Consider the following 26146-nt stretch of genomic DNA (forward strand, 5'->3'; position numbering starts at 1 on the left):
GTGATCTTGCCGTTGGGGGCCAGCAGCCGTAGCCGCGGGGGCCACCGGCTCCCAACGACGTTCTTTCACGCGGTCACGCTGGCGTGCTCACGCATGTTGTGGGATCCGGTCTCGACCCAGATCGTGTTGTGCACGATCCGGTCCATGATCGCGTCGGCGTGGACTCCGGAGCCGAGGCGCTGGTGCCAGTCCTTCTTCGCGTACTGGGTGCAGAACACCGTCGACGCGGTGTCGTAGCGTCGCTCGAGCAGTTCGAGGAGCATGCTGCGCATGGCCTCGTCGGGGTGGTCCAGGAGCCATTCGTCGATCACCAGCAGGGTGAACGCCGCGTACTTCTTCAGGAACTTCGTGGTCCCCAGCGGCTTGTCTCTGGCCATCGCCCACGCTTCCTCGAGGTCGGGCATGCGGATGTAGTGGGCCCGGATCCTGTGCTGACAAGCCTGCTTGGCCAGCGCGCAGCCCAGGTAGGACTTCCCCGAACCGGTGAAGCCCTGGAGGACGACGTTCTGCTGCCGGTCGATGAACGAGCACGTGCCGAGCTGGGCGATGACGTTGCGGTCCAGCCCGCGTTCGTCCACCCGGTCCAGCCGGCGCAGGTCCGCCCCCGGGTAGCGCAGCCCGGCCCGCCGGATCAGGCCTTCGATCTTGGCGTGGTTGAACGTGGAGTGCGCTTCATCGACCACGAGCCGGAGCCGGTCCTCGAAGCCCATGCCGAGCGTGAGGTTCTCGTCCTGCTCCTCGAGGGCCTCCAGCAGCGGTGCTGCCCCCATTTCGCGCAGTTTGCGTTTGGTTTCCAGATCGATCCCGCTCACTTGGCCCCTCCCGCGTAGTAGTCGGCGCCGCGGACGTACCCGCCGTGTTCGACGGGCTCGTCCCGTGAGGGTCTGAGCCATTCGGCCTGGTCCTGTCCGGTGGCCAGAATCGGCTGCAGGTGCGCGTACCGCGGTGAGCGCACCGGTCCGGTCAGGACGATCCGGCAGGCCGCCTCGACGCGGTCGGCGGAGCACCTCCGGACCAGGCGCAGCACGGCGCGGGCGGCGTCCAGGCCCTGTTCGTCGACGGGCACGGACTCGAAGATCCGGTTCACGACGACGACCGCGTTCGGCCCGATCCGCTCGGCCCATTCACGCGCTCTGGGCGCATCCCAGGGCTGGTACTTCTGCCCGGCGGGCAGGTCGGCGTCGTTGGTGCGGTACTCGTTGGCCGAGCCCTCGGGCAGCAGCAGGTGGCTGCTCAGCCGCTCGGCGCCCCGATAGACCTCGAGGGTGCGGTCGGTGACGCGCAGGTCGACTCTCGCGCCGATCTGCGCGAACGGGACCGAGTAGTAGTTCCGTTCCCAGGACACGTGGCCGTTGCGGGCCACCCTGCGGCCGTAGGCCCACCGGCTGATCTCGTAGGCGATCTGCGGCAGCGGTGTCAGCAGCGGCTTCTCCTCCGCTTTGAAGACGCTGGCCCGGGAGCCGGGCCGTTTCTGGAACGGCTCGGCGTTGTAGTCCCGGACTCTCTCGGTGATCGCGGCCTTGAGCTCGGGCAGCGTGGCGAACCGCTGGTCCCGCAGATCGGCGATGACGCGCATCGCGACATGCCAGACAGTGTTCTCCACGCTGGCCTTGTCTTTCGCCCGCCGCACCCGCCCGGGCAGCACTGCCGCGGAGTAGTGGGCGGCGAGCTCCCGGTAGGCGTCGTTGAGGACGATCTCGCCGTCTCTGGGATGTTTGATGACTCCGGTCTTGAGGTTGTCGGGAACGATTCTGGGCGCCGTGCCGCCGAACGCTTCGAACATGGACACGTGGGCCCGCAGCCAGGCGTCCTGCTTCATGTCCAGGGTCGGCTCGACGAAGGCGTACCGGCTGAACGGCAGGCATCCGACGAACAGGTACACCGTCCTGGCTTGCCCCGTCACCGGATCATGCAGTTGCATCGTCGGTCCGGACCAGTCGACCTCGACCGTCTGACCAGCTTTGTGGCCGACGCGGGAAGCGGCGCCGGTGACCATCACGTGGCGCTGATAGGTGCGGCAGAACCGGTCGTAGCCCATCGCCGGGTCCTTCCTCACTGCGCAGGCGTCGAGGTACTCGCCGTGCAGCAGTTTCAGCGTCACCCCGACCCGGGCCAGCTCACGGTGGATCCTGTCCCAGTCCGGCTGGGCGAACACGCTCTGATGCTCACCGCGACCCGGGAACAACAGCTCGTACACCTCGGCCTCCGGGCGGTCCCGGATCTCGTCCCAGCCGAGGCCGGCAGCGTCGGCGGCTTCCAGCACCGCCGTGATGGATTTGCGCGACATTCCCTGCGACGCGGAGATCGCCCGACCGGAGAGCCCCTCCGCCCGCAACTGCAGAACGAGCTTCGCTCTGATCTTTCGTACCATTGATCTTCTCCTTCTGCCGTGTGCCCTATACACACGGCAGAAGGAGCCTAAGCATGGTGGCCCCCGAGCACCCCACTGCCGGCCCCCAAGCCCGCTATCCGGGAATCAGCGCAGCGGCCCCCGAAGGCACGACTGATGGACCCCAACGAAGCGAATATTCACCAGTGGGTTCGACGTCGTTGAGGCCAGCGATGCGCTCTCGCGTCTCGGCAGCAATGGACCGCTCGAACTCAATGATGTGCGGGTTGGGCCCAGAGTGAATCACGGGCACGGTGGCGGAAAGGCCCGCCAGGGTGAATGCGGGCATGTCGACGATCCGGTGCTTCATCGGGGTCGTCCCTTCTACTCGTAGATGAAATGAGAGTCGAGACTGGGAAGCCAGTGATGCTCCGGATGTTCTCGCGGCCCCGGGACTGATCCCGTGGACGCCTTTGAAAGCCCGCGTGAATGCTTCAGCCGAGGTGTAGCCGTACTTCACGGCCGTCTCTAGGACGCCTTCGCCGCGGATCAAGTCCGCTGCCGCGATGGTCATCCGCCGGCGCCGAATGTACTCCGAGACTGGCATTCCGGCCAGCGTCGAGAACATCCGGCGGAAGTGGTATTCGCTCGTGGCCGCAGCCCGTGCGACGTCGGCGATGTCAATGTCCGCGGCCAGATCCGCTTCGATCATCTCGATCGCCTGATTCCACTGCTGCACGTCGGCCTCCCTGTCTCACTTTCAAGCTACGCAGCCGGGGCCGTGCCCCGCCCGACGATCGATGCCCGATATCGTCAGCCTCCGGGCTGCTTAGAACAGGGCTGTTCCGACCCTCCGGTGCTACCCTGCGAGGTCGTCGGCCTTCGTCCCGCTGAAGCGCTCCATGACCGTGCGGAAGTTGTAGAGGGTTCCCTCGTCGAAGAGGACCAGTGGATCCTGGGCGATGTCGGTGTAGGGCGGCGAGAAGAGCATGTCGAGAGTCATGCGGCCGTTGCGCGTCAAGTGGTCCACCATCATGTTCAGCATCTGCTGCTGGCGGGTGTCGAGTATAGAGCCGACGACGAATTCTGCGAACGATTCGCGGACGGCATCGCGGTCGAGCCCCACGAGAGACTTGATGAAGGACGCGAGGTCTTGCCCAGCGAGTTCGTGCAGCTTCGAAGCCGGGACTTTGCCGTCCTCGAGAACCAGCGATTCGAGGGTTTCCAGATCCTGGTCCGTCAGCGGGCGGCCTCGGCGGAGCTTTTGGATGACCAGATGGTCCAGATGCTTCTCGAGGTGGGCCTTGATGTGCAAGCGGTAGTTCTCGATGTCGAGGCTGGGCGCCGTTAGCTCGCCGTCGCTCACGCCGATGAGTGTGTCTTCGAAGTCAGAGTAAACAGGCTTGCGCTTGGCCTTCTCCAGCACGGGAATCAAGTCACGCAGCGCGGTGCGGACGCGCTCAAGCCACGCTGGGTCCTGCCCCGACCACGCGACGCCTGTGTCTTCGATATCGAGGATCGCCTCGATGACCTGACGGTGCTTGCCGATGGAGGTCTCGTGGAGCCGCTCCGCCAGAGCGCCGGCGAGGGCGCTCAGCTGCCTGCCAAGTTTGAGCGCAGCCGACTCGTCGTGCGTCAGCGCCGCGAGCTGCAGACTCAACGCCAGCAGGTCGAAGCGGCGTGCCTCGTGGCTCCCCTGGACGGGCAAGGTATCCGCGAGACCTGACAGCTCCTGCTCGGCCTCGACTTCGTCGACGTCGCTCAAGCCGTCCCATGCCTGTCCTTCAGAGAACTTCTCGACGGCGGCCAAATGCGGGCGAACTAGGAAGTTGCCGCGTTCGAGCCGACGCACCTGGCCGTGCAGTGTGTCGCGCAGGTCGGCGATGTAGGCGCCGTCGTATCCGATCCGGCCGGCGGCGACGAGCGCCCGGGCGCGGGTGGTGAACGTCCGCGCGGCAAGCGAGTGCACAAGACGCGTCTCAGGTGCGTCTCCCCCTGCGTTGAAAAAGTCGACGTTGCCGCAGACGTCGAAGATGATGAAGTCCTTCTTGTGCATTCCCGGGCCGTAGAGATCCGGGCGCAGGCGGGTACCGCGGCCGACCATCTGCCAGAACTTGGTCTTTGACTTGACCTCTTTGAAGAAGACGAGGTTCACAACGTCGGGCACGTCTATGCCGGTGTCGAGCATGTCAACGCTGATGGCGATCTCAGGGCGCTTCTCCGGTTCAGCGAAGGAATCGATGAGCATCTGGTTGTGGTTGACGCTGTGGGTGATCACGCGCGCGTAGTCTCCGCTGTGCTGCGGGTAATTGGCGTCGAAGCGCTCCTTGATGAATTCTGCGTGGTCTTGGTTCCTAGCGAAGACGATCGTCTTGCCGATGACGTCACCGCCGGAGACACGGTGCCCCTGGGACATGAGGACTTCCAGGACCTTGTCGACGGTGTCCGCGTTGAAAAGCCACTTGTTCAGGTGTGAGGTGTCCACGGAGTCGGGGATGTCTCCGTCCTCACTCCATTCAAAGGTGTCCCACTCGGCCCGCTCTTCTTCGCTCAGCTCGTCGTATTTGACGCCGCGGCGCATGAATCCGAGCTCGATGTTCCGCACTGAGTACGGAACGAGGTAGCCCTCCTCGATCGCCTGCTCGAGCGGGTAGGCGCTGGTTGGTTTTCCGCTCTCGAGCTCGAAGAGGCCGTAGGTGTTCTTGTCGATCTCGTCCCGGGGCGTCGCCGTCAGACCGACGAGGTAAGAGTCGAGGTAGTCGAAGATCCGCCCGTACTTCTGGTAGACGGAGCGGTGAGCCTCGTCGATGATCACCAGGTCGTAGTAGCCGATCCCCCGCCAGTCCGCGCCGAGGGCCCTGCCCTCCGTCGAGGCCGCGATCATGTTCATCATTGTGGGGTAAGTGGCCAAGTGGAGGCGCGAGGAGGAAGCGTCGTCGTGGCCAATCCCCAAGCGCGCTGGCGAATAGCCAGAGAGCAATTGTCCGAAGACCTTCTTCGCCTGGTTGACCAGCGCGTTGCGGTCAGCGAGGAACAGCACCCGCTTGGCCCAGCGCGCCTCCATGAGGAGTTTGGCGAGTGCGACGACGGTGCGCGTCTTCCCCGTTCCGGTCGCCATGACGAGCAGCGCTTTGCGGCGGTGTTCATCGAAGGTCTCGGCGACGGCGCGGATGGCCTCCTGCTGGTACTGGCGGTCGGCGATGCCGGCGGGCACCGGAGCGGTCGCGAGGCGTTTACGCCCGGTGCGTCGTTCAATCATGAGCTCGAGCTCATCACGGGTATGGAAACCGAGGATGCGTCGCGGCGGGTAGCCGTCGCGATGGGCGCCGACGGTTCCGAAGGCAGCGTCGTCCCACACCCAATGCTCGTAGCCGTTCGAGTAGTAGATGACGGGGCGTCGGCCGAACTGCCGCTCGAGCGCGTCGGCGTAGAGGCGTGCTTGCTCCTCGCCACTCTTCGGGCTGGCTGAGGCTTTCTTGGCTTCAAGGACGGCGAGCGGGCGGCCGTCCCGGCCCCAGAGCACGTAGTCGGCGTAGCCGATGCCATCTTTGCTGCCGAATCCCGGCGGCAGTCCGGTGACTTGGAATTCGCGCGCCCGGGGCGCGTCGACGTCCCAACCGGCTTCACGCAGCTGGAGGTCGATGTAGACACGTGTGGCGGCCTCGTCCAGGCCACCGAGGTCGAGCTCAGGGATCTTCTGTTCGGCATTGGCGGCTTTGATGCGCTCGAGCTCGGCGCGGGCGGCGTCGAGCTCCGACTGGAGCTTCTCCTTTTCGTCGCCGGCGGCTTCGAGTTCGGCGGCCAGCTTCGCCACCTCCGGCTGCGTCTTACTCGGCTGGGCGGGTTCGGCCGGTGTGGGTCGGAATCGTTCGAGATCGAGGGACGTTCCGGTGGCGACCCGACTAGCGTGATTCTCGGCGTAGGTGTGGCCGATCCAGACGGTGATGCGGAAGAGTCCGGTCAGTCCCGCCGCAGCGGCCGGGACGGAGATCGGCGACTGGGTATGAACAGCGGTGTTGCCGATCTTGCGGACGGCGTGCATTTGGTCGCGGACCGCCACGGGGACAAGTTTCTGGAACGTGAACTCGTTGAGCCGATTGTTGAGGTCGTCTTTAAGCGGCCGTTTGAGGGTGGCGTCGTACTCGTACATCCAGCCAACGAGTTGCTCTAGCGCGCGTCGCGCGTACATGAGGCTGACGCGCGCGTCTCGGTAGGCGAAGAACTCAGCACGGTGGGCTTGGTCGGCGATGGCTGGCCATTGCGCTTTTAAGAATCCGAAGTTGGATTCCGGCTGACTAGTCTGCGCCACGCGTTTCCCCTTAATCTGCGGCGTGCTCAAAGCGTCCTTGCTTGTCAGCCTACCGGCATTACACAACCACGGTCGGCCATGCTGGCTCAGCACAGGAGTGAATCGCGCTCTCCATGATCCCCGGCCGTCAGATCCTCGAAGGTCGCATTGCGGCGAAGCTTCCGAACCCCGTGCTATCACCGGCGTAGGGCTCGAGTGCTTGCATCACGCTCTCAACGTCAACGCGTTGGGGACCTAGGCTGCTCTTGAGGATGTAGCTCAGCCGATTCCGGTCGAACACACGGACGTTCCAGGTCGTCTGGAAATCGGCAGCATGCAATTTGACCTCCGGGTGCGAGTAAAAGACGCACGCTTCGACCCAACTCAGAGTGAGGCCGAGTTCACTCGCGAAGACCCGAAGGTCGTTCGCCTGCCGCTTCGCCTGGAGAACCGGCACTTGCCCCTTGTCCTCGTTGCCACTCGTTGCGATTCGGATCCGCCCCTGGCTACCACCAATATGAATGGCGAAGTGATCACCAAGGTCTTCTGCTGCAACGAGTGACCCAAGATCTCGGTGAAGCGTTGACGGCTTCTTCCCGTCGCAGACGATCCCCTTCCACCCCTTGTTCTCGATAAGGATGACTTTTTCGGTGGTGACGATGATGTGATCGATCTGTCGCCGGTAGTAATGGCCACGGGTCGGCCTTCCCCTGAGGAAGACGAGGTTCGTCAGCATGACGCCATCAAGTTTCTGCTGCCTGCAGGCTTCGAGCAGCGCCAAACGAGATTCCAAGTCATAGTCCAACGAGCTGGCTAGATAGGTGTGAAGCTGCTTCTCGCGGGCCTTCGCTTCGGCTTGATCGTTGGCGGCGCTCGATTGCAATTCGGCAAGCTGGGTCATTGATTTTTCGAGTGTGCGACGGTGCTCTGCGGATGCTTGTCCAGACTCTTGCTTGTGAGCTTCCGTCAGTGCCGCGACGCGGGCATCATGCGCCGCTGCGATTCGAGCAGCCTGCCGACGGCGAATCACCGCATAGCCAATCAGCGCAGCCGCGAGCAGGACCGTCAGGCCCCACGGCAGCCAATCCATCGGTGTCATGCGGTGCAATACCTTTCCACGTCGCTGGGAGCGTCTTACTCGAAGAAGTCTTCGTCGATATCCACGACGTGATATGTCCGCTTGGTCTGGACACCGACGCGGTACTTGATCATGAGGCTCACCAAGCGTTGACCATCGATAAGAATCACCCGTGTAGGTATAGCCCCCGCATACTCTCGCGCATGCCTCGTGAACGCACTTGTCGTAATAAAAACACCCTTCGCGGCTCCGAACCCGTGAAGAGCACCAATGAACGCCTGGATCTGTTCACGCCCCACGGTGTTGCCGTCCCCGTAGCGCTTGGCCTGCACATAGAGCCGGTCAAGCCCGAGCGGGTCCTGGTCGATCAGCCCATCCACGCCACCATCACCCGTGCCGCCGATGCGCATGCCACGCTGTTCGGCACCGCCGTACCCCATTCCAAGGAGTAGCTTGACCACTGCCTCCTCGAAGAAGTCGGGGTGGCTCTCACGCAGCCGGTTGAGCAGCTGCTCGCCGACCTCGCCGTGAATTCGGTCGATAGCTGATTCGATCTGCTCTACCGGGTCGGTTGCGACGAGCTCATCAGCGACGACGGTGTCCGGTTTGTCGTCAGCGGTGCCTTTCTTGGGCCAAAATTCTCGGAAAAGCAGCCTGGCCTCGCCGAAACTCTCGATTCCATCCGGGTTGGCATCGTGCCAAGCCCTACCCTGCTCGGTGACGCGGTACATTGCGCGTTCGGGGCGCTCGATCCACCCGGCTTTTGCGAGGTTGCTGATCGCCCAACCGATTCGTTGCTCTGCACGGCTTCCACCCGTGTTCAGCGTCTCGGCCTTAGCAGCGGGCGACAGATTCAGCTCCTCTATGACTCCTGCTACGAGGTCGCGACGCGCGATTGTTCGGCCGTCGTAGAGAACAGCAAGAACGGAACGAACCATGTGGGGCCAGATCGGCACTTCGGACTCAAGTTCACTGTGATCATGCCCCATCAGAGTTCTCCTTTGAATGCCCGTTCTTGTAGCGACACGAATAATCTTTCGTCTGTTTCTTGTGCTATGCGCAAGCAATCTCTCAATGAATCGATTGATTCGACTCTGCTGACGAATTCATGTTGCTCACGCAAAGGAGGTAGCGGCAAAGGCATTGACTTTATAATTCCCATATTTAGCCCAGACATAATTGCTCCCTTGGCTTGACGAAGCAGATGAATCCGCGACTCTGGATGCCAGAGAAACGCCCCCCTGAGGAAAGAAGGAAGGACCTTGGTCTGGTCGACTGTAATTGCACAAATATGCTTCGTATTGATCGCTTGCGGCACACCACTCGGAACTACCACGCATCGTCCCGTGGTTCCCATGATACTTATGAGAACATCTCCCGAATGGACAGTATAGCGCTCGAGCTGCTTGTACTTCTCCGCCGTAATGTAGCGACGTTGTCCCCAGCGAAACTCGTTTCCCACAACGTTGTCCAAGCCCAACACAGCGACACCTGAATCAACGAACTCGTCGTGCAAAAGCTGGCTACCGAACGGACCCGTACGTATACTCGATTTCTCCGATGCCGCAATTCCTTCGACCGTCGCCGAAGCCGTCCGCCCACCAAACATCTCGTGGAAGATCGACTGAGCGAGAGTGTCGAGGTGGGCGATGGCCTCCCTGCGCTTGGCGTGGAGCGCATCCGCCCTGTCAAGAATGTCAGCGATGCGCCGCTGCTCCGGAAATTCAGGAAGCGAAATCGGCATGCTCTTGAACACCGGGCCAGGAAGTGAGCGCCGACGGGCTGTCGAGCCCCGAAGCTTCGACTTGTAGAAGGATATTGCCCGAGAGGACCGAAGATAACGTTCAAGGTAGTCGCGGTCGACAGAACTCTCGTCAACGATGTCCCACACTCCATACGCGGGACTGACGATACCCTCGTGTACAATCCGCTGGAAGGCCAGTACGGCTTCATCAATTGGAAAGCCAACAACCAGCTGGCCGCGTTCAACCACACGATACGCCGATAGATCTTTGCCAGCGACTGTTTTCTTGAATTTACTTGCCTGATGAACAAGTCCATCCCGCATCGTCATCGAAAGCACTGGATACACGACGTCTCCAGCGATTCTCTTCGGTGCAGGTCGTACCAACTCACCTAGCTCGACCGTTCTCATCTGAGCAATCCCTTCAGCTCCGCAAGGCCCTCTGCGATCTCAGCCTCGAGCTTCTCGAGGTCCGCGATAATCTCCTCCGGAGCACGGTGCTCGACATCCTCGTACTCAATCTCCTTGTAGCGGTTGATCGAGAGGTCGTAGTCGTTGTCCGCGAGGTCTTTCTTGGGGACCACAAACGAACGCTCGGTGCGCTCCCTGGCGCGCTCCGCCGTCGCACGTTCTTCGCCGAAGGCACCTCGCACGGCCTGCCATCGTTCGAGAACCTCCGGCAGATTGGACGTGCCCTCTGGAAGCGGGGTTCGCTTGTCGTCAAGGCTCAAGCCATCCGACTGCACGTCGTAGAACCAGACGCCCTCAGTGCCACCGGAGTTGGTCTTGGTGAAGAACAGCACCGCCGTGGAGACTCCCGCGTAGGGCTTGAAGACGCCGGAGGGCAGTTTCACGACTCCCTCGAGCATCTGGTCTTCCACGATCTGCTTCCGCAGGTCTTTGTGCGCCTTGGTCGAACCGAACAGCACGCCGTCAGGCACAATGACCGCCGCCCGGCCACCAGGCTTCAGCAGACGCAGGAAGAGCGCGAGGAACAGCAGCTCGGTCTTCTTGGTCTTGACGACCTGCAGCAGCTCCTTCGACGTGTTCTCATAGTCCAGGCTCCCGGCGAAGGGCGGGTTCGCGAGGATGAGGTCGTACTTCTCAGTGTCGGCAGAGTGAAGATCGGCTAACGAGTCGCGGTCCTCGATAACCGGGTTCTCAATGCCGTGCAGGAGCAGGTTCATAGCGCCGATGCGCAGCATGGTGGCGTCGAAGTCGAAGCCGTGGAACTGCTCGTAGTTGAAGAACGTCCGCCGATGGGCGTCGAACATCATCTCCGGGTTGGTCTCGCGGATGTACTCGCCCGCGGCCATGAGGAAGCCGGCGGTGCCCATGGCCGGATCGCAGATCCGCTCCAGCGTCTTCGGCTCGCGCATGGCCACCAGCAGCTCGATGATGTGCCGCGGTGTGCGAAATTGGCCATTGGTGCCAGCTGAAGCAATCTTCGAGAGCATGTACTCGTAGAGGTCGCCCTTGGTGTCGCGATCGTCCATGTTGATCGCGCCGATCAGATCGACGGCCTTCTGGAGTAGATGCGGCTTGGTGATCGTGAAGCGCGCATCCCGCATCTGGTGGCTGAACGCGGTGTCCGCCCCCTCGGCGGCCTTCGTCAACTCCTCGCGAATGAACGGGAATGCGGACTCGGTGAAGACGCGGTACATCTCCTCTTGAGAGAAGTCCTTGAAGACCGACCAGCGCAGGTCACGGTAGGACCGGCCGAATTTGTCGGTCCCGTTGGGGAAGATCGGGCTGTCGATCTGCGTCCCGGTGAGATTGGCCTTCTTTTCAAGACGCAGCTGCTCCTCGTCGAGCCGCTTCAGGAACATCAGGTAGGTGATCTGCTCGATGACCTCAATCGGATTCGAGATGCCGCCGGACCAAAACGTGTTCCAGAGCTGATCGACTTGTGACTTGAGTTCCCCGGTAATCATGGACACCACCTTAGTCCGAAATAGCCTGTTGCAGTTATAACTGCAATGGGTCTACAGTTGACACATGACTACTGCACTCCTCGGCCCGACAGAGAGGCAACTCCTGTCCGACACGGACCTGCAGGCCCTCCGGAAATTCGCAGCCCTCCTCGGTGATGGCACAAGCCTCGAGGTGCGCCGTTCCGACCACAGCTCGACGGTGCCCGCCCATACGACACGCGTTCTGGAACGTCTTCTGAACCGCTTGGCGGAAGGTCGACCGGTCACGATCGGCAGCCTCCCAGCACAGATCACACCCAATACCGCCGCGGAGCTCCTGAATGTCTCCCGGCCAACCGTGATGAAGATGATTCGTCAGGGGGATCTCAGCTCTTCGATGACTGGCTCTCATCACCGGCTGAAGTCGGATGATGTCCTGGCATTGCGGAGGAAGCGTCGCGCCGAACGACGCGAGGCTGCCTTGGAGCTGATGGAACTGGGCGACGAACTGGATCTCCCATGATCTCAGCGGGCCAGTGGATCTGACGCATGCAGAAAGTACTCGTCGACGCCAATGTCCTGTACTCGCGCACCCTGCGCGACTGGATCGCGCTTCTGAGCACATCACCGGCAGGAGAGCTCTTCGCCTGCCGGTGGACGGAAGACATCATGGCCGAAGCTATCCATGCCATTCGGAAGGCCAGGCCTGACCTGACCGGCGGTCAAATCGCTCACGTCCGCGAGAGCATCTCAAGAGCATTCGGCCCGGATGGACTCGTCCGCGACTACGAAGTACCTGACCCGGCACTGTTCAGCGATCCGCACGACGCGCACGTCCACGGCGCGGCTCTGGCGTGTGGTGCCAGCATCCTCGTTACCAGCAATGTCAAGGATTTCCAAGACATCATGGACGACGACAACGCCAGCTACGAAGTCTTCACACCAGACGAGTTTCTGCTGCTGGTCAATGAGTCCGCCCCAGAATGCGTACGTGAGGTGATCGAGCGACAGGTCGAATACCTCATCAAGAAGGAGCCCGAGTTCGATCTGCCCGGCAGACTCAAGCAGAGCGGAGCTGTGGAATTCGCCCGAGTCGTTGCCGAGCATCTGCAGAATCTGGACATCGGGAAAATCTACGCCAGGGTCCAAAAAGCGACTGCTCTGGATTAGAACAGGACGGTCGCGAAGTCCCCGACCTTCTCAAAGCCCACCCGCTGGTAGGCGGCGAGGGCGGGGGCGTTGAAGTCGTTGACGTAGAGGCTCGTGACAGGAGCGATCATCAGCGCGTGGCGCACGACGGCGGCCATGTAGCCGGCGGCCAGCCCGCGGCCGCGGAACTCCGGGCTCATCCACACGCCCTGGATCTGCGTGACGTGGCGGGTGACCGTCCCGAGCTCCGATTTGAAGATCACGGCGCCGTCGGGGGCGATATCGACGAACGAGTGCCCCTGGTCGATCAGGGAGCGCACGCGCTGCCGGTAGGCTCCTCCCCCGCCGCCCAGCGGCGAGTAGCCCAGCTCCTCCTGGAACATGGCCGCGCAGGCCGGCAGGACGGCGTCGTACTCCTCGGGCACGGAAGGGCGCACGGTGGCCGCCGGGGGCACCGCCGGCGGGCAGCCCGTGGCGAGCAGGGGCTGGCTGGCCCGGATGTCGAAGGCGGTCTGGGGGCCGAAGCGCAGGACCTCCCACATCCCCCGGACCGCGGACGCCGGGCCGAAGAGCGAGGAGAAGGAGCGTCCCAGGCGGAGGACGGCCTCGCCGAACCTCTTGGCCTGGAGCGCGGTGCAGTTGAGCGGGACGATGTTCGCCCCGACCCAGCAGGCGCTGGTGAGCTGGCCGTCGTCGAAATAGCCGAGGACGAGGGGGCCGCCCTCCGGCGCGGCGGAACCGTGCACGTCGAGCTGCGCCCGCACGAAGATGTGGGCGACCGGATCGCGGTCGACCAGGCCCGACAGGTCCGCGGTGTCCTCGCCGGAGAGCACACGCACGGCCCGGGTGAGGCGGTCACCCGGCCCGATGGAGCGCTTCGGCGTCCTAAGAGACGCTGATGGAGGGGGTGCCGCCCTCAACCGGTTCCATCTCTTCTGCGATGCGGTTGGCCTCTTCGATCAGGGTCTCCACGATCTGGTCCTCGGGAACCGTCTTGATGACTTCGCCCTTGACGAAGATCTGCCCCTTGCCGTTGCCGGAGGCGACACCGAGATCGGCGTCGCGGGCCTCGCCCGGTCCGTTGACGACGCAGCCCATGACGGCCACGCGCAGCGGCACCTCCATGCCCTCGAGCCCGGCGGTGACCTCGTCGGCCAGCGTGTAGACGTCGACCTGGGCACGGCCGCAGGACGGGCAGGAGACGATCTCCAGTTTCCGCGGGCGCAGGTTCAGCGACTCCAGGATCTGGTTGCCGACCTTGACCTCCTCGGCCGGCGGGGCCGAGAGGGAGACGCGGATCGTGTCGCCGATGCCCTGCGAGAGCAGCGCGCCGAAGGCCGTAGCCGACTTGATGGTGCCCTGGAACGCGGGCCCGGCCTCGGTCACGCCGAGGTGCAGCGGCCAGTCGCCTGACTCGGCCAGCAGCTCGTAGGCGCGGACCATGATCACCGGGTCGTTGTGCTTGACGGAGATCTTGAAGTCGTGGAAGCCGTGCTCCTCGAACAGGGAGGCCTCCCAGATGGCGGACTCGACGAGCGCCTCCGGGGTGGCCTTGCCGTACTTCTGCAGGAGGCGCGGATCAAGCGAGCCGGCGTTGACGCCGATGCGGATGGAGGTCCCGTGGTCCTTCGCGGCCGCGGCGATCTCCTTGACCTGGTCGTCGAACTTGCGGATGTTGCCCGGGTTGACGCGGACCGCGCCGCAGCCGGCCTCGATCGCGGCGTAGACGTACTTGGGCTGGAAGTGGATGTCCGCGATCACGGGGATCTGGGACTTCATCGCGATGATCGGGAGCGCTTCCGCGTCCTTGTCGGTCGGGCAGGCCACACGCACGATGTCGCAGCCGGAGGCCGTCAACTCGGCGATCTGCTGCAGGGTGGCGTTGATGTCGTGCGTCTTCGACGTCGTCATCGACTGGACGCTGACCGGGGAGTCCGATCCGACGCCCACACTGCCGACATTGAATTGGCGGGTCTTGCGCCGCGGTGCGAGGACGGGCGGCGGGGCAGACGGCATGCCGAGGCTGACGGCGGTCACGGATCCTCCTGTGACGTAAATGAATAGTCGTGGGCGGGGCCCGCCCGTCTCTTGCGACGGCGGAGCAGACTTCCGCTCGCCATCCATCCTACGCGCCCCCGCTGCGGGAGCGATGGAAAGTGTGAGGACCGCGACCACCATTCAGCTCGTGGCGGACGCGGTCCCGGTGGTTGGCACTTTAGGAGGCGTACCCGGACAGTTCGCCGGTGACCGGGTCCCACTCGGTCACCTTGGCGTTGGCGACAAACCCCTCCGAGACGAACGGGTCGCGCTTGATGACGTCGTTGACCGCGTCCTCGCCGCTGGCGGCGAAGATCAACAGCGCGCCCGAGCCGTCGGTGTAGGGGCCGGAGGCGACGAGTTTCACGGTCTCGGGGTCCGTCTGCGCGCCCAGCAGCTCGCGATGGGCGCCGCGGTGCTGCGCACGTGCCTCATCGGTCTCGGGGGCGTAGACGTATTCGACGGAAAATAGACTCATGGCCGCCAGTGTACTTTCCACGAGCTCCTCCTCGCTGCTTCGAGAAGGCCGCGTCGAAAGTTGCTTCCACGGGCGGATCCCGACCCGGCGCGCCCTTCCCTCCCGGCGTCCGGGCGGTCAGGAGCTGGCGACGGAGGGGTCCCATGCCGGGTCCAGCGGGGCCGACGGCTCGACCGTGGATCCCACGTCCACGAAGGCACCCGTCTCGGCAGCCTCGGCCAGCGAGACCATGACGTCCAGCACGTGGAAGGCGAGCTCCCCGGGGACCCTCTCGGGACGCCCTGCGCGGATCGCCTGCGCGAGCTCCACGATGCCGGTGCCGCGCGTGTAGGTGGAGCCCGCGGCCGGGACGACGACCGGTTCCCCGCCGCCCGTATGCAGGACGGTGTCGCCGTCGAACTCGTTCGGGTCCGGGAAGACCGCAGTACCCTCGGTGCCGGCGATCTCGACGAATCCCATGCGCACGAGCTTCGAGTCGAAGCTGAAAACGCACTGCGCGCTCGCCCCGGAGGCGAAACTCAGCAGCGCGCTGACATGCGTCGGCACCTCGACGGGGAACTCCGTGCCCGCTTTCGGGCCCGACCCGATCAGGCGGGTCTCGCGGGCACGGGATCCGACGGCTGCCACCCGGTCCACGGGGCCGAAGACCTGCACGAGGGTGGTGAGGTAGTACGGCCCGAGGTCGAAGAGCGGCCCCGCACCGCGCGCGAACAGGAACTCGGGGCTCGGGTGCCAGGCCTCGGGCCCGGGCGTCTGGAACAGGGCCAGCGCCGTCAGCGGAGCGCCGATGGCGCCGGAGCCGACCTGGCGCAGGCCCGTCTGGATGCCGGCTCCGAGGAAGGTGTCCGGGGCCACGGCGACGCGCACCCCCTTCGCCTGCGCCGCCGCGAGGAGCTCGCGGCCCGACTCGAGGTCCAGCGCGAACGGCTTCTCGCCCCAGACGTGCTTGCCGGCTGCGACCGCCTTCAGGGCGACCTCGACGTGCACTGCGGGAATCGTCAGATTGACGACGATCTCGATGTCGTCGCGCTCCAGCAGCTCGTCGTAGGTGCCGGAGGAGTCGACGGACCACTTCGCGGCCTGTTCCGCGGCGCGGTCCGTGTCGAGGTCGGCGATGAAGCGCACCTCGATGTCGGCGAACACCGTCAGATTCTCGAGGTACTGGTCGCTGATGGTTCCGGCGCCGACGATGCCGACTCCCATGCGCTGGTTCAGGCTGGTCACGGTGTTCTATCCCTCTCGGCAGGCCGGCGGCGCGTCCGGTGTGGCCGGCGTCACTCCGCCAACCCTAAGGCGACTTTCGACGGTGGTCCACATAAGTCGGAGAGGTCCCTTCACAATCGTCTCCGGCAACGCCTTCACCCGCGCCCCGCGCGGCGCCCCGGGTGATACATTCGCGGACATGACTTCATTGCGCTGGGGAATCCTCGCCACCGGCGGGATCACGCGGATGTTCGCTCGTGACGCGCGGGCCGCCGGACTGACCGTCACCGCCGTAGGATCGCGCTCCATCGACTCCGCGCGGGCGTTCGCCGCAGAGTACTCGATCCCGTCCGCGTACGGCTCATACGCCGACCTGGCCGCCGCGGACGACGTCGACATCGTCTACGTCGGCACTCCGCACCCGTGGCACTACGAGAACGCGCTGCTCGCCCTCGAGCACGGCAAGCACGTTCTCGTCGAGAAGCCGTTCACGCTCAACCAGGCCGAGGCGATCGCCCTGCGCGAGACGGCCCGGTCTCGGGGGCTGCTGCTCATGGAGGCGATGTGGACCCGCTACCTGCCCCACATGATCCGCATCCGCGAGATCATCGGCTCCGGAGCCATCGGCGAGGTCCGAGCGCTCTCCGCCGACCACACGCAGTCGCTGCCGACCGACCCCGGGCACCGGATCAACGCGCTGGCCCTCGGCGGCGGCGCCCTGCTCGATCTGGGGATCTACCCCGTCTCCTTCGCCTGGGACGTCCTCGGCCGGCCGGAGACGATCCAGGCGTCCGCCCGCTTCGGCGAGACCGGGGCGGACACCGAGATCGCGACCCTCTTCACGCACGCCTCGGGGGCCGTCTCGACGACGGTCTCCGCCGCGCGCTCGGCCGGCCCCAACCGCGCGTGGATCCTGGGCACGGCCGGCCGCATCGAGATCGATCCCGTCTGGTACGCCGCCGCGGACTTCACGCACTACGGCGCCGACGGCGCCGTCGTCGAGCGGTTCGTCACCGGGATCGAAGGCCGCGGGATGCAGTTCCAAGCGCTGGCCGCCGAGCGCTTCGTCGCCGCCGGCACTCTCGAAGGCGACGAGCTCACGCTCGACGAGTCGGTGGAGATCATGGGCACGCTCGATACGATCCGCGAGCAGGTCGGCCTCGCCTACCCGCAGGAATCCCCCTAGGAACCGTCCGGGCGGCTAGAAGAGCTGGACCGGCTTGACGATGTCCGCGTAGATCAGCAGCACGCCCATCGTCAGGAGCAGCCCGGCCACCACGTAGGTCACCGGCAGCATCTTCGCGATGTCGACCGGTCCCGGGTCCCGGCGCTTGAAGACCTTGGCGAAGCCCCGCCGGATCGCCTCCCAGAGCGCGCCGGCGACGTGGCCGCCGTCGAGCGGGAGCAGCGGGATCAGGTTGAACACGAACAGCGCGATGTTCAGGCTCGCGATCAGGCCGACCAGCGTCGAGGCCCGGTCCTGCAGGGGGATCTCCTCCATCGCGGAGACCTCGCCGGCGATCCGCCCCACACCCACCACGGAGATCGGGCCGTTGACGTCGCGCGGCGCGTCCGTGAAGGCCGCCTTGCCCACCGCGACCATGCGCGCCGGAAGGTCCAGCACGACGTCGGCGACGGCCTGGATGTTCTCGCCCACCTTCTCCGGAACTTCCGTCACCGGCAGCGTCATCAGCTGCTGCTCCGAGCCCATGCCGACGAACCCGACCTCGGTCATCTTCACGTTGCCGTCGGAATCGGTCGCCGGGCGGCCGATGGCGTCGAGCTCGGGGCGCTCGGTCAGCATCGGGGTGATGGTCGTGGTGAGCGTCTGCCCGTCGCGCTCGTAGGTCACCGGGACGGCCTCGCCCGCAGTCGCGCGGATCATCTCGGTCAGCCGCATCCAGTCCCATTCGGCGACGGCGGCGCCGTCGTACTCCGTGATCGTGTCGCCGGGCAGCAGGCCGGCGGCGTAGGCGGGGGCCTGGGGGTCGCCGCTGCGGCAGGACTCGTCGCCTGCCTCGGCGCGCTCGGCCTGGACGGCGGCGCTCACGACGCACTGGTGCACCTCGGAGAGACGGACCGTGTTCTGATAGGTGCCCACGCCGCTGATGAGGATCGCCAGCAGCACGAACGCGATGATCAGGTTCATCAGCGGACCGCCGAGCATGATGATGATGCGCTGGTAGACCGGCAGCTTGTAGAACATGCGGTTCTCGTCGCCCGGCTGCAGCTGCTCGGCGGAGGCGCGGCGGGCGTCGTCGGCCAGCTGCTGGAAGACGCCGGTGCTCGTCGGCCGGGCCGCCTCGACCGCGGACGCCCCCACGTCGGTGGTCCCGACGTCGCCCTTGCCCTTCGCCGGCGGGTACATGCCGATCATGGCGACGTAGCCGCCGAGCGGGATGGCCTTCACGCCGTACTCGGTCTCCCCCTTCTTCTTGGAGAAGAGAGTGGGGCCGAAGCCGATCATGTACTGCGGGGCGCGCACGCCGAACAACTTGGCGGGCACCAGGTGGCCCACCTCGTGCAGGGCGATCGACACCGCGATCCCGATCAGGACGACCAGGACGCCGGCGACAAACAACAAGATGCTCACATCTCTCCCAAACGATTGCGGGCCGCGTTTCGTGCCCAGGCCTCGGCGGCCAGCACGGACTCGACGGTGAGCTCGGCACCCGCGACGGTGCCGGCGTCGTACTCCCCCACCACCGCGTCGACGGTGTCGACGATGTCGAGGAAGCCGATCCGGCGCTCGTGGAAGGCCTCGACGGCCTCCTCGTTCGCCGCGTTGTAGACGGCCATGTGGGTGTCAGAGGCGGCGGCGGCCTGCTTGGCGAGGCGGATGGCGCCGAACGTGTCCTCGTCGAGCGGCTCGAACGTCCAGGACGCCGCGGACGTGAAGTCGACAGGGTGGGCCGCCCCCGGGACGCGGTGCGGCCAGCCGATGCCGAGGGCGATCGGCAGCCGCATGTCGGGAGGCGAGGCCTGCGCCATGATCGAGCCGTCGACGAACTCGACCATGGAGTGGATGACGGACTGCGGGTGGACCACCGGTTCGATCCGATCCAGCGGGATGTCGAAGAGCAGGTGCGCCTCGATGACCTCGAGCGCCTTGTTGACCATGGTGGCCGAGTTCGTGGTGACCACCCGGCCCATGTCCCACGTCGGGTGCGCGAGCGCCTGCTCGGGGGTGACGGCGGCGAGGTCGTCGCGGGTGCGGCCGCGGAACGGACCCCCGGAGGCGGTGACGATGAGCTTGGAGACCTCGCCGGCACCGCCGGAGCGCAGCGCTTGGGCGAGCGCCGAGTGCTCGGAGTCGACCGGGATGATCTGGCCTGGGCGCGCGCAGTCCTTGACCAGGGCGCCGCCGACGATGAGCGACTCCTTGTTGGCAAGGGCGAGCAGGTGCCCCGCGCGCAGCGCGGCGAGCGTGGGGGCCAAGCCGATGGACCCGGTAATGCCGTTCAAGACGACGTCGGCGCCCTCCCACCCGGCGATGCTCGCCGCGGCGTCGGGTCCAGCGAAGAGTTCCGGCCGGTATCCGCGCTCCCCCGCCGCCTCGGCGGCCTCGTCGATCGCGCGGGCGAGATCGTCGACGGTTCCCGCCGCGGCACCCACGGCCCCGGCGCGGCTCGCGACGGCCTGCCGGGCGAGCAGGCCGAGGTTCGCGCCGCCGGCCAGCGCCGCGACCTCGAAGCGGTCGGGCGCGCCGGCGATGACCTCGACGCCCTGCGTGCCGATCGAGCCGGTCGACCCGATCAGGGCGACGCGGCGCGGGCGCGCGTCCGCGAGGTCGTCCAGGGGGAAGCAGAAGGTTGATTCACTCACGCGCCCATTCTTCCAGACGCGTTCAGGCAGTCGCGTCCTCGAGGGTTCGTTCCGCCGTTCCGGCTCGCCCGCGCCGGCGGCCGTCGCCGACGATGATGCTCCAGCCATACATCAGGACGAGCCCGAAGACGACGGTGCTGTGGTAACCGAACCGCTCCGCGCCGAACTGGAGTCCGGCTGCGTAGTAGGAGGCCACGCACAGGAAGGTGAAACCGAGCCCGGCGACGCCGGCAGCGCGGCTGGGACGACCTCCCCAGTAGTGCAGGATGAAAGCGACGACCAGGAACAGAGCAGGGATGCCACCCAAATAGAGGGAGGCCGAGATCGGGTCGATCTCGTACCGCTGATAGGCAGCCTGCAGGCGCGGCATGACGGTGACATAGGCCTCCGCCCCCGCGATCGACGCCAGTGTGGCGCCGATGATGGCACCGATAATGGATTTCATGTGGTTCCCCTGAGGATGAGTTTCGGCTGATGGATCGGGTCCAATCTGCCAAACCGGCGCCCCCGTGTCACATCCTCACCGGGCGCGTCCGACCTGTGAGTCTTCACAGGTCGGCACGGGGACGGGTCAATCGTCGGCGACCTGCACGTCGACCTCGATGTTGCCACGGGTCGCGTTGGAGTAAGGGCAGACCTCGTGGGCGCGATCGGCGAGCTCGCGGGCGAGATCCGGCTCGATCCCGGGAAGGACGACCTCGAGGGTCACTGCGAGGCCGAAGCCGCCGTCGTCGTTGCTGCCGATGTGGACGCGGGCGCCCACACTCGAGTCGGTGATCTTGACCTTGCGCTCCCGCGCGGCGAGCGCGAGCGCGCTGTGGAAGCAGGCCGAGTATCCGGCGGCGAAGAGCTGCTCCGGGTTGGAACCGTCACCGGATCCGCCCATCGCTGCCGGAACGGCGAGTCCGAGGTCGACCCGGCCGTCGGGGGTGGTGACTCGGCCGTCGCGGCCGGCTCCGACGGCGAGGGCTTCTGCGGTGTAGAGGGGGTTCATGGGGATTCCTTTCAGGTGGCGACGCCGGGGCGTCAGGAGCACAGCTTGGACAGAAGGCCGCGCAGCTGGATGGCCTCGTCGATCGTGAGGCCCAGCCGGCCGAAGAGCTCGGCCGGGATGCCCTCGGCCCGCCGGCGCATCCCTGCGCCCTCGCCGGTCAGGTGCACGCGCACCCGCCGCTCGTCGGCGTCGTCGCGGCGCCGCTCGACGAGCCCCGCGCCGGCCATCCGCTTGAGCAGCGGCGACAGGGTGCCGCTGTCCAGGTGCAGGCGGTCGCCGATCTCGGAGACGAGCAGACCGTCGCCCTCCCACAGCACCAGCATGACGAGGTACTGCGGGTAGGTCAGCGACAGCGGCGCCAGCAGTTCGCGGTAGGCGGATGCGATCCGCTGCTGCGAGGCGTACACGGGGAAGCACAGCTGCGCGTCGAGGGCCAGGGGGTCGCGTGGCGGATTCTCGGGCATGCATTAAAGATAGCGCACAATTTAGTTGTGCACAATTTAACTGCTCAGGCCCCGCGTCCGACGATGAGCCGCGCCCTCTTCAGCACCACCTCGTCCACCATCTCCCCGCGGAAGCCGAACGCCCCCGCGCTCTTTGCAGCCTCGGCCAGCAGGGCACGGGCCCATTCGAGCTGCTCGGCGCTCGGTCGGTAGCCGGCGCGGATCACCTCGGCCTGGCCCGGATGGATGCACGCCGTCGCAGCGAAACCCTGCGCGACGGCGTCCTCGACCTCGGCGGCGAGGCCGCCGTGGTCGGCGAGGTCGAGGTAGACGGAGTCGATCGCCGCCTTCCCGAACGCGCCGGCCGCCAGCCGGACCTGCGCCCGGGCCTGCGCCGGGACGGAACGGTACCCGCCCAGCCGCGGCCCGCCGTCGTCGTCCACCGACTCACCGCGGACCGGCCGGCGGCTGGAGGTGCCGCCCAGAGAGGAGATGAGATCCTCGGCGCCCCACATGAGCGCGACGACGTTCTCCTCGGTCGCGATCGCCGCGGCGTTGACGACGCCGAGCGCGGTCTCGATCAGGGCGATGACGCGGTAGCCGGCGAGCTCGCGCACCTGCTCGGGGGTCTCCGTCTTCGCCAGCATGACGTGCCTCAGGCCGGAGGCTTCGAGCGCGCGCACGTCGGCGGCGAAGTCGGCGGTGCCGACCGGGTTCACGCGCAAGATGGCCCGCTCGGGGTCCAAGGCCGCAGCCACGACGTGCTCGCGGGCGGCGGTGCGCGCGTCCGGCAGCACCGCGTCCTCGAGGTCGACGATCACGGCGTCGGCCCGCTCGAGCGCCTTCGTGTACCGCTCCGGGCGGTCCGCCGGGCAGAACAGGATCGCCGGGCCCAGGCCGAATTCGGAGCTCACGCCTGAACCTCGCCGGCGAGCGCCTTGGCGTGCGCTTCGCGCTCCCACATCAGGCAGGACCGCGTCGCCTCCGCGACGATCACGCCGTCCTGGTTGCGTCCCGTGTGCTTCATGGTCACCACGCCCTGCCCGGGGCGGGACGACGACGGCCGCGCCTCGACGATCTCCGTCTCGCTGTAGAGGGTGTCGCCGTGGAAGAGCGGCTTGGGGAAGCGGATGTCGGTCAGGCCCAGCTGGGCGATGATCGTCCCCTGGGTGACCTGGGCGACCGACTGGCCGATGAGGGTCGCCAGCGTGAACATCGAGTTCACGAGCCGGGCACCGAACGGCTGCTTCGCGCTCCAGGCGGCGTCGAGGTGCAGCGCCTGCGTGTTCATCGTCATCGTGGTGAACAGGACGTTGTCGGTCTCGGTCATCGTCCGGCCGGGGCTGTGCACGTAGACGTCGCCGGCCCGGACCTCGTCGAGGTAGAGCCCCCGCTGCTCGACCCGCCGGCCCGCGGTTTCCTCGCCCATCTCTACAGCCCCAGTTCGCGTGCGATCAGCATGAGCTGGACCTCGGTGGTCCCCTCCCCGACCTCGAGGATCTTCGAGTCGCGGTAGTGGCGGGAGACCAGGAACTCGTTCATGAATCCGTACCCGCCGAACACCTGGGTGGCGTCGCGGGCGTTGTCCATCGCGGCCTCGCCGGCAACCAGCTTGGCGATCGCCGCCTCCGTCTTGAACGGCTTGCCGGCCAACATGTTGGAGGCCGCCTTGTAGTAGGCCAGGCGGGCGGTGTGCGCCCGGGTCTGCATGCGCGCGATCTTGAACTGGATCGCCTGGTTGGAGCCGATGTTCCGGCCGAACTGCTCCCGCTCCTTGGCGTAGCGGACGGACTCGTCGACGCAGCCCTGCGCGGCGCCGGTCGCGAGGGCGGCGATGGCGATGCGGCCCTCGTCGAGGATCGACAGGAAGTTGGCGTAGCCCCGGCCGCGGACGCCGAGCAGGTTCTCCTCGGGCACACGCACGTTCTTCAGGGTCAGCGGGTGGGTGTCGGAGGCGTTCCAGCCGACCTTGTTGTACGCGGGCTCGGCCGTGAATCCCTCGGTGTCCGTGGGGACGATGATCGTGGAGATCTCCTTCTTGACGCTCCCGTCCTCGCGCTCGCTGGTCCCGGTCACGGCGGTGACGGTGACGTGCTGGGTGATGTCGGTGCCGGAGTTGGTGATGAACTCCTTGGTGCCGTTGATGACCCACTCGCCGTTCTCCAGCTTCGCCGTGGTGCGCGTGCCGGACGCGTCGGAGCCGGCCTCGGACTCGGTCAGCCCGAACCCGGCGAGCGCCTCGCCGGAGGCGAGCTTCGGCAGCCACTTGGCCTTCTGCTCGTCGGTGCCGAACCGGTAGACCGGCATGGCGCCGAGGGAGACGCCGGCCTCGAGCGTGATGGCGCACGACTGGTCCACGCGCGCGATCTCCTCCAGCGCCAGCGACAGGGCGAAGTAGTCGCCGCCCATGCCCCCGTGCTCCTCCGGGAACGGGAGGCCGAACAGGCCCATCTGCCCCATCTGCGCGACGATCTCGTACGGGAAGCTGTGCTCCTCGTCGTGTTTCGCCGAGACCGGCGCGATCACCTCGTCGGCGAAGTCGCGGACGGTGTCGACGAGGTCCTGGTATTCCTCTTCCAGCTCGAAATTCGGCATGTTTCAGGCTCCTTCGCCAGTCGTTGTCTCTCCATGGGCGGCGCCGGGTTCGACGCTCGCGAGTACTTGGTCCTTCTTCACCTGGTCCCCGACGGCCGCGTGCACCGTGACGGTGCCGGAGATCGCCGCGAGCAGCGGGTGCTCCATCTTCATCGCCTCGACGGCCAGCAGCGACTGTCCGGCCTCCACACGGTCGCCGGTGGCGACCGAGACGGAGACGACCGCCCCGGGCATCGGCGCTCTGGCGTCGGGGTCTCCCCCGGCCACCTCGCGTTCGATCAGGGCCAGGTCGCGGTGCAGCTTCTCGCGGCGGTCCAGCAGCCGGACGGGTACGGCGCGGCCGCCGGAGGCGAACCATCCCCCGCCCCCCGGCGCCCGGACGACGACGGCGGGTCCCGTGCCGCCGTCGGAGAGCCGCGCCTCGTGCTCCGTCCCGGAGAACCGGTCTCCGGTCTCGCCGTCCGGGGCGACGCTCACGGCGTCGCCGTCGATCTCGAGGTGAAGGGTACGACGCCGGTGCTCGCCGACGCGCCACCCGTCGCCCAGCTGCCATGGCCCGGGGGGCGGCTCCACGCCGGCATCGCGGATGACCGGCGCCCGGCCGAGGTGCTCGAGCGCTTCGGCAGCGAAGCGCTGCTCCCCCGCCGTCAGCGCGCGCGGGGTGAACGCGCCGCGCCGCTCGATCAGGTTGGTGTCCAGACGGCCGGCGGCGACGTCGTCGTCGGCGAGCAGGAAGCGCAGGTACTCGACGTTCGTGGCGACGCCGAGGATGACCGAGTCGGCCAGCGCGGCGTCGAGGAGCCCGAGCGCCTCCGCACGGTCGGCGCCGCGGGCGATGACCTTGGCGATCATCGGGTCGAAGCTGGGGCTGATCGTCCCCGACGCGCCGAGCGCCGAGTCGACCCGGACGCCGTCGCGGTCCGGCAGGTCGACGCGGAAGGCGAATCCGCTGGAGGGCAGGAAGCCGGCGCCGGGGTCCTCGGCGTAGACGCGCGCCTCGATCGCGTGCCCCTCGATCCCGACCTCCGTCTGGGCGAAGTCGAGGGCGTGCCCGGCGGCGATGCGGACCTGCTGCTCGACGAGGTCCAGCTTCCGCCCGCGCACGCGGATGACCTCCTCGGTCACCGGGTGCTCGACCTGCAGGCGCGTGTTCATCTCCATGAAGAAGAACTCGTCCGGATTGTCGTCGGAGACCAGGAACTCGACCGTGCCCGCGCCGCGGTAGCCGACCGACTCGGCGGCGCGCACGGCGGCCGCACCGAGCTCGGCGCGGATCCGCTCACCCTTGGCCCCCAGGCCCTCGAGCAGCGGTGCCGGGGCCTCCTCGACGACCTTCTGATGGCGGCGCTGCAGCGAGCACTCGCGCTCGGCCAGGTGGACCGTGTTCCCGTGGGAATCGGCGAGGACCTGGACCTCGATGTGCCGGGGGTTGGTCACCAGGCGCTCCAGGAAGAGGGTGTCGTCGCCGAACGCGCTCGCCGCCGTGCGCCGGGCCGAGGCCAGGGCCTCCGGGAGCCCCTCCGCGGTCTGGACGGCGAACATGCCCTTGCCTCCACCGCCGGCGGACGGTTTGATGAGCAGCGGGAATCCGATCGACTCGGAGGCGGCGATCAGCTGCGTGTCGCTCAGGCCGGGCTCGGCGATGCCGGGGACCACCGGGACGCCGTGTGTCAGCACGTGGTTCTTGGAGCGGATTTTGTCGCCCATGAGGTTGATGGATTCACTGGGCGGGCCGATGAACGCGATGCCGGCCGCCTCGAGCGCGCGGGCGAAGCCGACGTTCTCCGACAGGAAGCCGTAGCCGGGGTGCACGGCGCGGGCGCCGGTGCGGCGGCAGGCGTCCACGACGGCCTCGATGTCCAGGTAGGTCTCGGCCGCGCTCGTGTGCCCGGAGTCGCCGAGCGCGACGGCCTCGTCGGCGAGGCGCACATGCAGCGCGTCGGCGTCGTCGGGAGCGAAGACCGCGACGGTACGGATCCCCAGGCGCTGCAGGGTACGGATGATGCGGACCGCGATCTCGCCGCGGTTGGCGATCAGGACGGTGTCGAAGAGTTCAGTCATGGTGTGGGC

At 66.5% G+C, this 26146-nt stretch carries 24 protein-coding genes; 3 read left to right on the forward strand and 21 right to left on the reverse strand.

The annotated features are described in order from the left end of the window. Positions 1-65: 65 nt before the first annotated feature. From IE069_RS09220 to IE069_RS09255, 8 genes are all read right to left on the reverse strand, one after another. Positions 66-812: an ATP-binding protein gene (locus IE069_RS09220; protein WP_189349851.1), complete on the reverse strand. Its 747-nt coding sequence runs from the start codon at positions 810-812 to the stop codon at positions 66-68. Further along, positions 809-2371 carry an IS21 family transposase gene (gene istA / locus IE069_RS09225; protein WP_189349852.1) on the reverse strand — a complete coding sequence of 521 codons (1563 nt, stop codon included), beginning with the start codon at positions 2369-2371 and terminating at the stop codon, positions 809-811. The genes IE069_RS09220 and istA overlap by 4 nt, the downstream gene beginning before the upstream one ends. 94 nt (positions 2372-2465) lie before the next feature. Beyond that, complete coding sequence (locus IE069_RS09230) at positions 2466-3068, reverse strand: helix-turn-helix domain-containing protein (RefSeq protein ID WP_189349853.1); 603 nt, start codon at positions 3066-3068, stop codon at positions 2466-2468. A gap of 120 nt (positions 3069-3188) precedes the next feature. Beyond that, a complete protein-coding gene (locus IE069_RS09235; protein WP_189349854.1) occupies positions 3189-6668 on the reverse strand; it encodes a DEAD/DEAH box helicase family protein in 3480 nt (1159 codons plus the stop codon). Between the two features lie 97 nt (positions 6669-6765). Then, positions 6766-7716, reverse strand: coding sequence for a nuclease-related domain-containing protein (locus IE069_RS09240; protein ID WP_189349855.1), 951 nt, complete (start codon positions 7714-7716; stop codon positions 6766-6768). A gap of 35 nt (positions 7717-7751) precedes the next feature. Then, entirely contained in the window at positions 7752-8684 is a 933-nt protein-coding gene (locus tag IE069_RS09245; RefSeq protein ID WP_189349856.1) for a restriction endonuclease, read from the reverse strand. Further along, positions 8684-9850, reverse strand: a complete 1167-nt coding sequence (locus IE069_RS09250) for a restriction endonuclease subunit S (RefSeq protein WP_229791052.1) — start codon at positions 9848-9850, stop codon at positions 8684-8686. The genes IE069_RS09245 and IE069_RS09250 overlap by 1 nt, the downstream gene beginning before the upstream one ends. Continuing rightward, positions 9847-11373 carry a type I restriction-modification system subunit M gene (locus tag IE069_RS09255; protein WP_189349857.1) on the reverse strand — a complete coding sequence of 509 codons (1527 nt, stop codon included), beginning with the start codon at positions 11371-11373 and terminating at the stop codon, positions 9847-9849. Before IE069_RS09255 ends, IE069_RS09250 begins: the two co-directional genes overlap by 4 nt. Before the next feature lie 64 nt (positions 11374-11437). Between IE069_RS09255 and IE069_RS09260 the strand changes: the two genes are divergently transcribed. Further along, on the forward strand, positions 11438-11875 hold the full coding sequence (locus IE069_RS09260) for an excisionase family DNA-binding protein (protein ID WP_189349858.1): 438 nt from the start codon (positions 11438-11440) through the stop codon (positions 11873-11875). A gap of 26 nt (positions 11876-11901) precedes the next feature. Then, on the forward strand, positions 11902-12522 hold the full coding sequence (locus IE069_RS09265; protein ID WP_189349859.1) for a PIN domain-containing protein: 621 nt from the start codon (positions 11902-11904) through the stop codon (positions 12520-12522). On the opposite strand, the gene IE069_RS09270 is transcribed toward IE069_RS09265, so the two are convergent. The 4 genes from IE069_RS09270 to IE069_RS09285 form a co-directional block, all read right to left on the reverse strand. Further along, complete coding sequence (locus IE069_RS09270) at positions 12519-13340, reverse strand: GNAT family N-acetyltransferase (protein WP_229791053.1); 822 nt, start codon at positions 13338-13340, stop codon at positions 12519-12521. The genes IE069_RS09265 and IE069_RS09270 overlap by 4 nt on opposite strands. A gap of 46 nt (positions 13341-13386) precedes the next feature. After that, positions 13387-14538, reverse strand: coding sequence for a flavodoxin-dependent (E)-4-hydroxy-3-methylbut-2-enyl-diphosphate synthase (ispG, locus tag IE069_RS09275; RefSeq protein WP_189349860.1), 1152 nt, complete (start codon positions 14536-14538; stop codon positions 13387-13389). 178 nt (positions 14539-14716) lie between these two features. Further along, positions 14717-15016: a YciI family protein gene (locus IE069_RS09280; RefSeq protein WP_189349861.1), complete on the reverse strand. Its 300-nt coding sequence runs from the start codon at positions 15014-15016 to the stop codon at positions 14717-14719. A 117-nt stretch (positions 15017-15133) separates the two neighbouring features. Next, on the reverse strand, positions 15134-16219 hold the full coding sequence (locus tag IE069_RS09285; RefSeq protein WP_189350019.1) for a Gfo/Idh/MocA family protein: 1086 nt from the start codon (positions 16217-16219) through the stop codon (positions 15134-15136). 199 nt (positions 16220-16418) lie between these two features. Here IE069_RS09285 and IE069_RS09290 point away from each other — a divergent pair, with 199 nt between their 5' ends. Then, positions 16419-17405, forward strand: coding sequence for a Gfo/Idh/MocA family protein (locus tag IE069_RS09290; RefSeq protein WP_189349862.1), 987 nt, complete (start codon positions 16419-16421; stop codon positions 17403-17405). 15 nt (positions 17406-17420) lie between these two features. On the opposite strand, the gene IE069_RS09295 is transcribed toward IE069_RS09290, so the two are convergent. The 9 genes from IE069_RS09295 to IE069_RS09335 form a co-directional block, all read right to left on the reverse strand. Continuing rightward, complete coding sequence (locus tag IE069_RS09295) at positions 17421-18812, reverse strand: M50 family metallopeptidase (protein ID WP_189349863.1); 1392 nt, start codon at positions 18810-18812, stop codon at positions 17421-17423. Next, positions 18809-20017 (reverse strand): 1-deoxy-D-xylulose-5-phosphate reductoisomerase, encoded by a 1209-nt coding sequence (gene dxr, locus IE069_RS09300; protein WP_229791071.1) that lies wholly within the window; start codon positions 20015-20017, stop codon positions 18809-18811. Before dxr ends, IE069_RS09295 begins: the two co-directional genes overlap by 4 nt. A 49-nt stretch (positions 20018-20066) precedes the next feature. Continuing rightward, complete coding sequence (locus tag IE069_RS09305) at positions 20067-20489, reverse strand: hypothetical protein (protein WP_189349865.1); 423 nt, start codon at positions 20487-20489, stop codon at positions 20067-20069. Between the two features lie 126 nt (positions 20490-20615). Next, complete coding sequence (locus IE069_RS09310; RefSeq protein WP_189349866.1) at positions 20616-21038, reverse strand: organic hydroperoxide resistance protein; 423 nt, start codon at positions 21036-21038, stop codon at positions 20616-20618. 32 nt (positions 21039-21070) lie between these two features. Then, positions 21071-21502 (reverse strand): MarR family winged helix-turn-helix transcriptional regulator, encoded by a 432-nt coding sequence (locus IE069_RS09315; protein WP_189349867.1) that lies wholly within the window; start codon positions 21500-21502, stop codon positions 21071-21073. 44 nt (positions 21503-21546) lie between these two features. Then, the gene (locus IE069_RS09320) at positions 21547-22395 is read right to left on the reverse strand and encodes an HpcH/HpaI aldolase/citrate lyase family protein (RefSeq protein ID WP_189349868.1); all 849 of its coding nucleotides are present in this window, start codon (positions 22393-22395) and stop codon (positions 21547-21549) included. Next, a complete protein-coding gene (locus IE069_RS09325; protein WP_189349869.1) occupies positions 22392-22910 on the reverse strand; it encodes a MaoC family dehydratase in 519 nt (172 codons plus the stop codon). Before IE069_RS09325 ends, IE069_RS09320 begins: the two co-directional genes overlap by 4 nt. A gap of 2 nt (positions 22911-22912) precedes the next feature. Beyond that, positions 22913-24076 (reverse strand): acyl-CoA dehydrogenase family protein, encoded by a 1164-nt coding sequence (locus IE069_RS09330; RefSeq protein WP_189349870.1) that lies wholly within the window; start codon positions 24074-24076, stop codon positions 22913-22915. A 3-nt stretch (positions 24077-24079) separates the two neighbouring features. Next, positions 24080-26137 carry an acetyl/propionyl/methylcrotonyl-CoA carboxylase subunit alpha gene (locus tag IE069_RS09335; RefSeq protein ID WP_189349871.1) on the reverse strand — a complete coding sequence of 686 codons (2058 nt, stop codon included), beginning with the start codon at positions 26135-26137 and terminating at the stop codon, positions 24080-24082. Between the last annotated feature and the right edge of the window lie 9 nt (positions 26138-26146).

This window comes from Zhihengliuella salsuginis (assembly GCF_014651715.1).
In the GTDB taxonomy this organism is placed as follows: Bacteria; Actinomycetota; Actinomycetes; order Actinomycetales; family Micrococcaceae; genus Zhihengliuella; species Zhihengliuella salsuginis.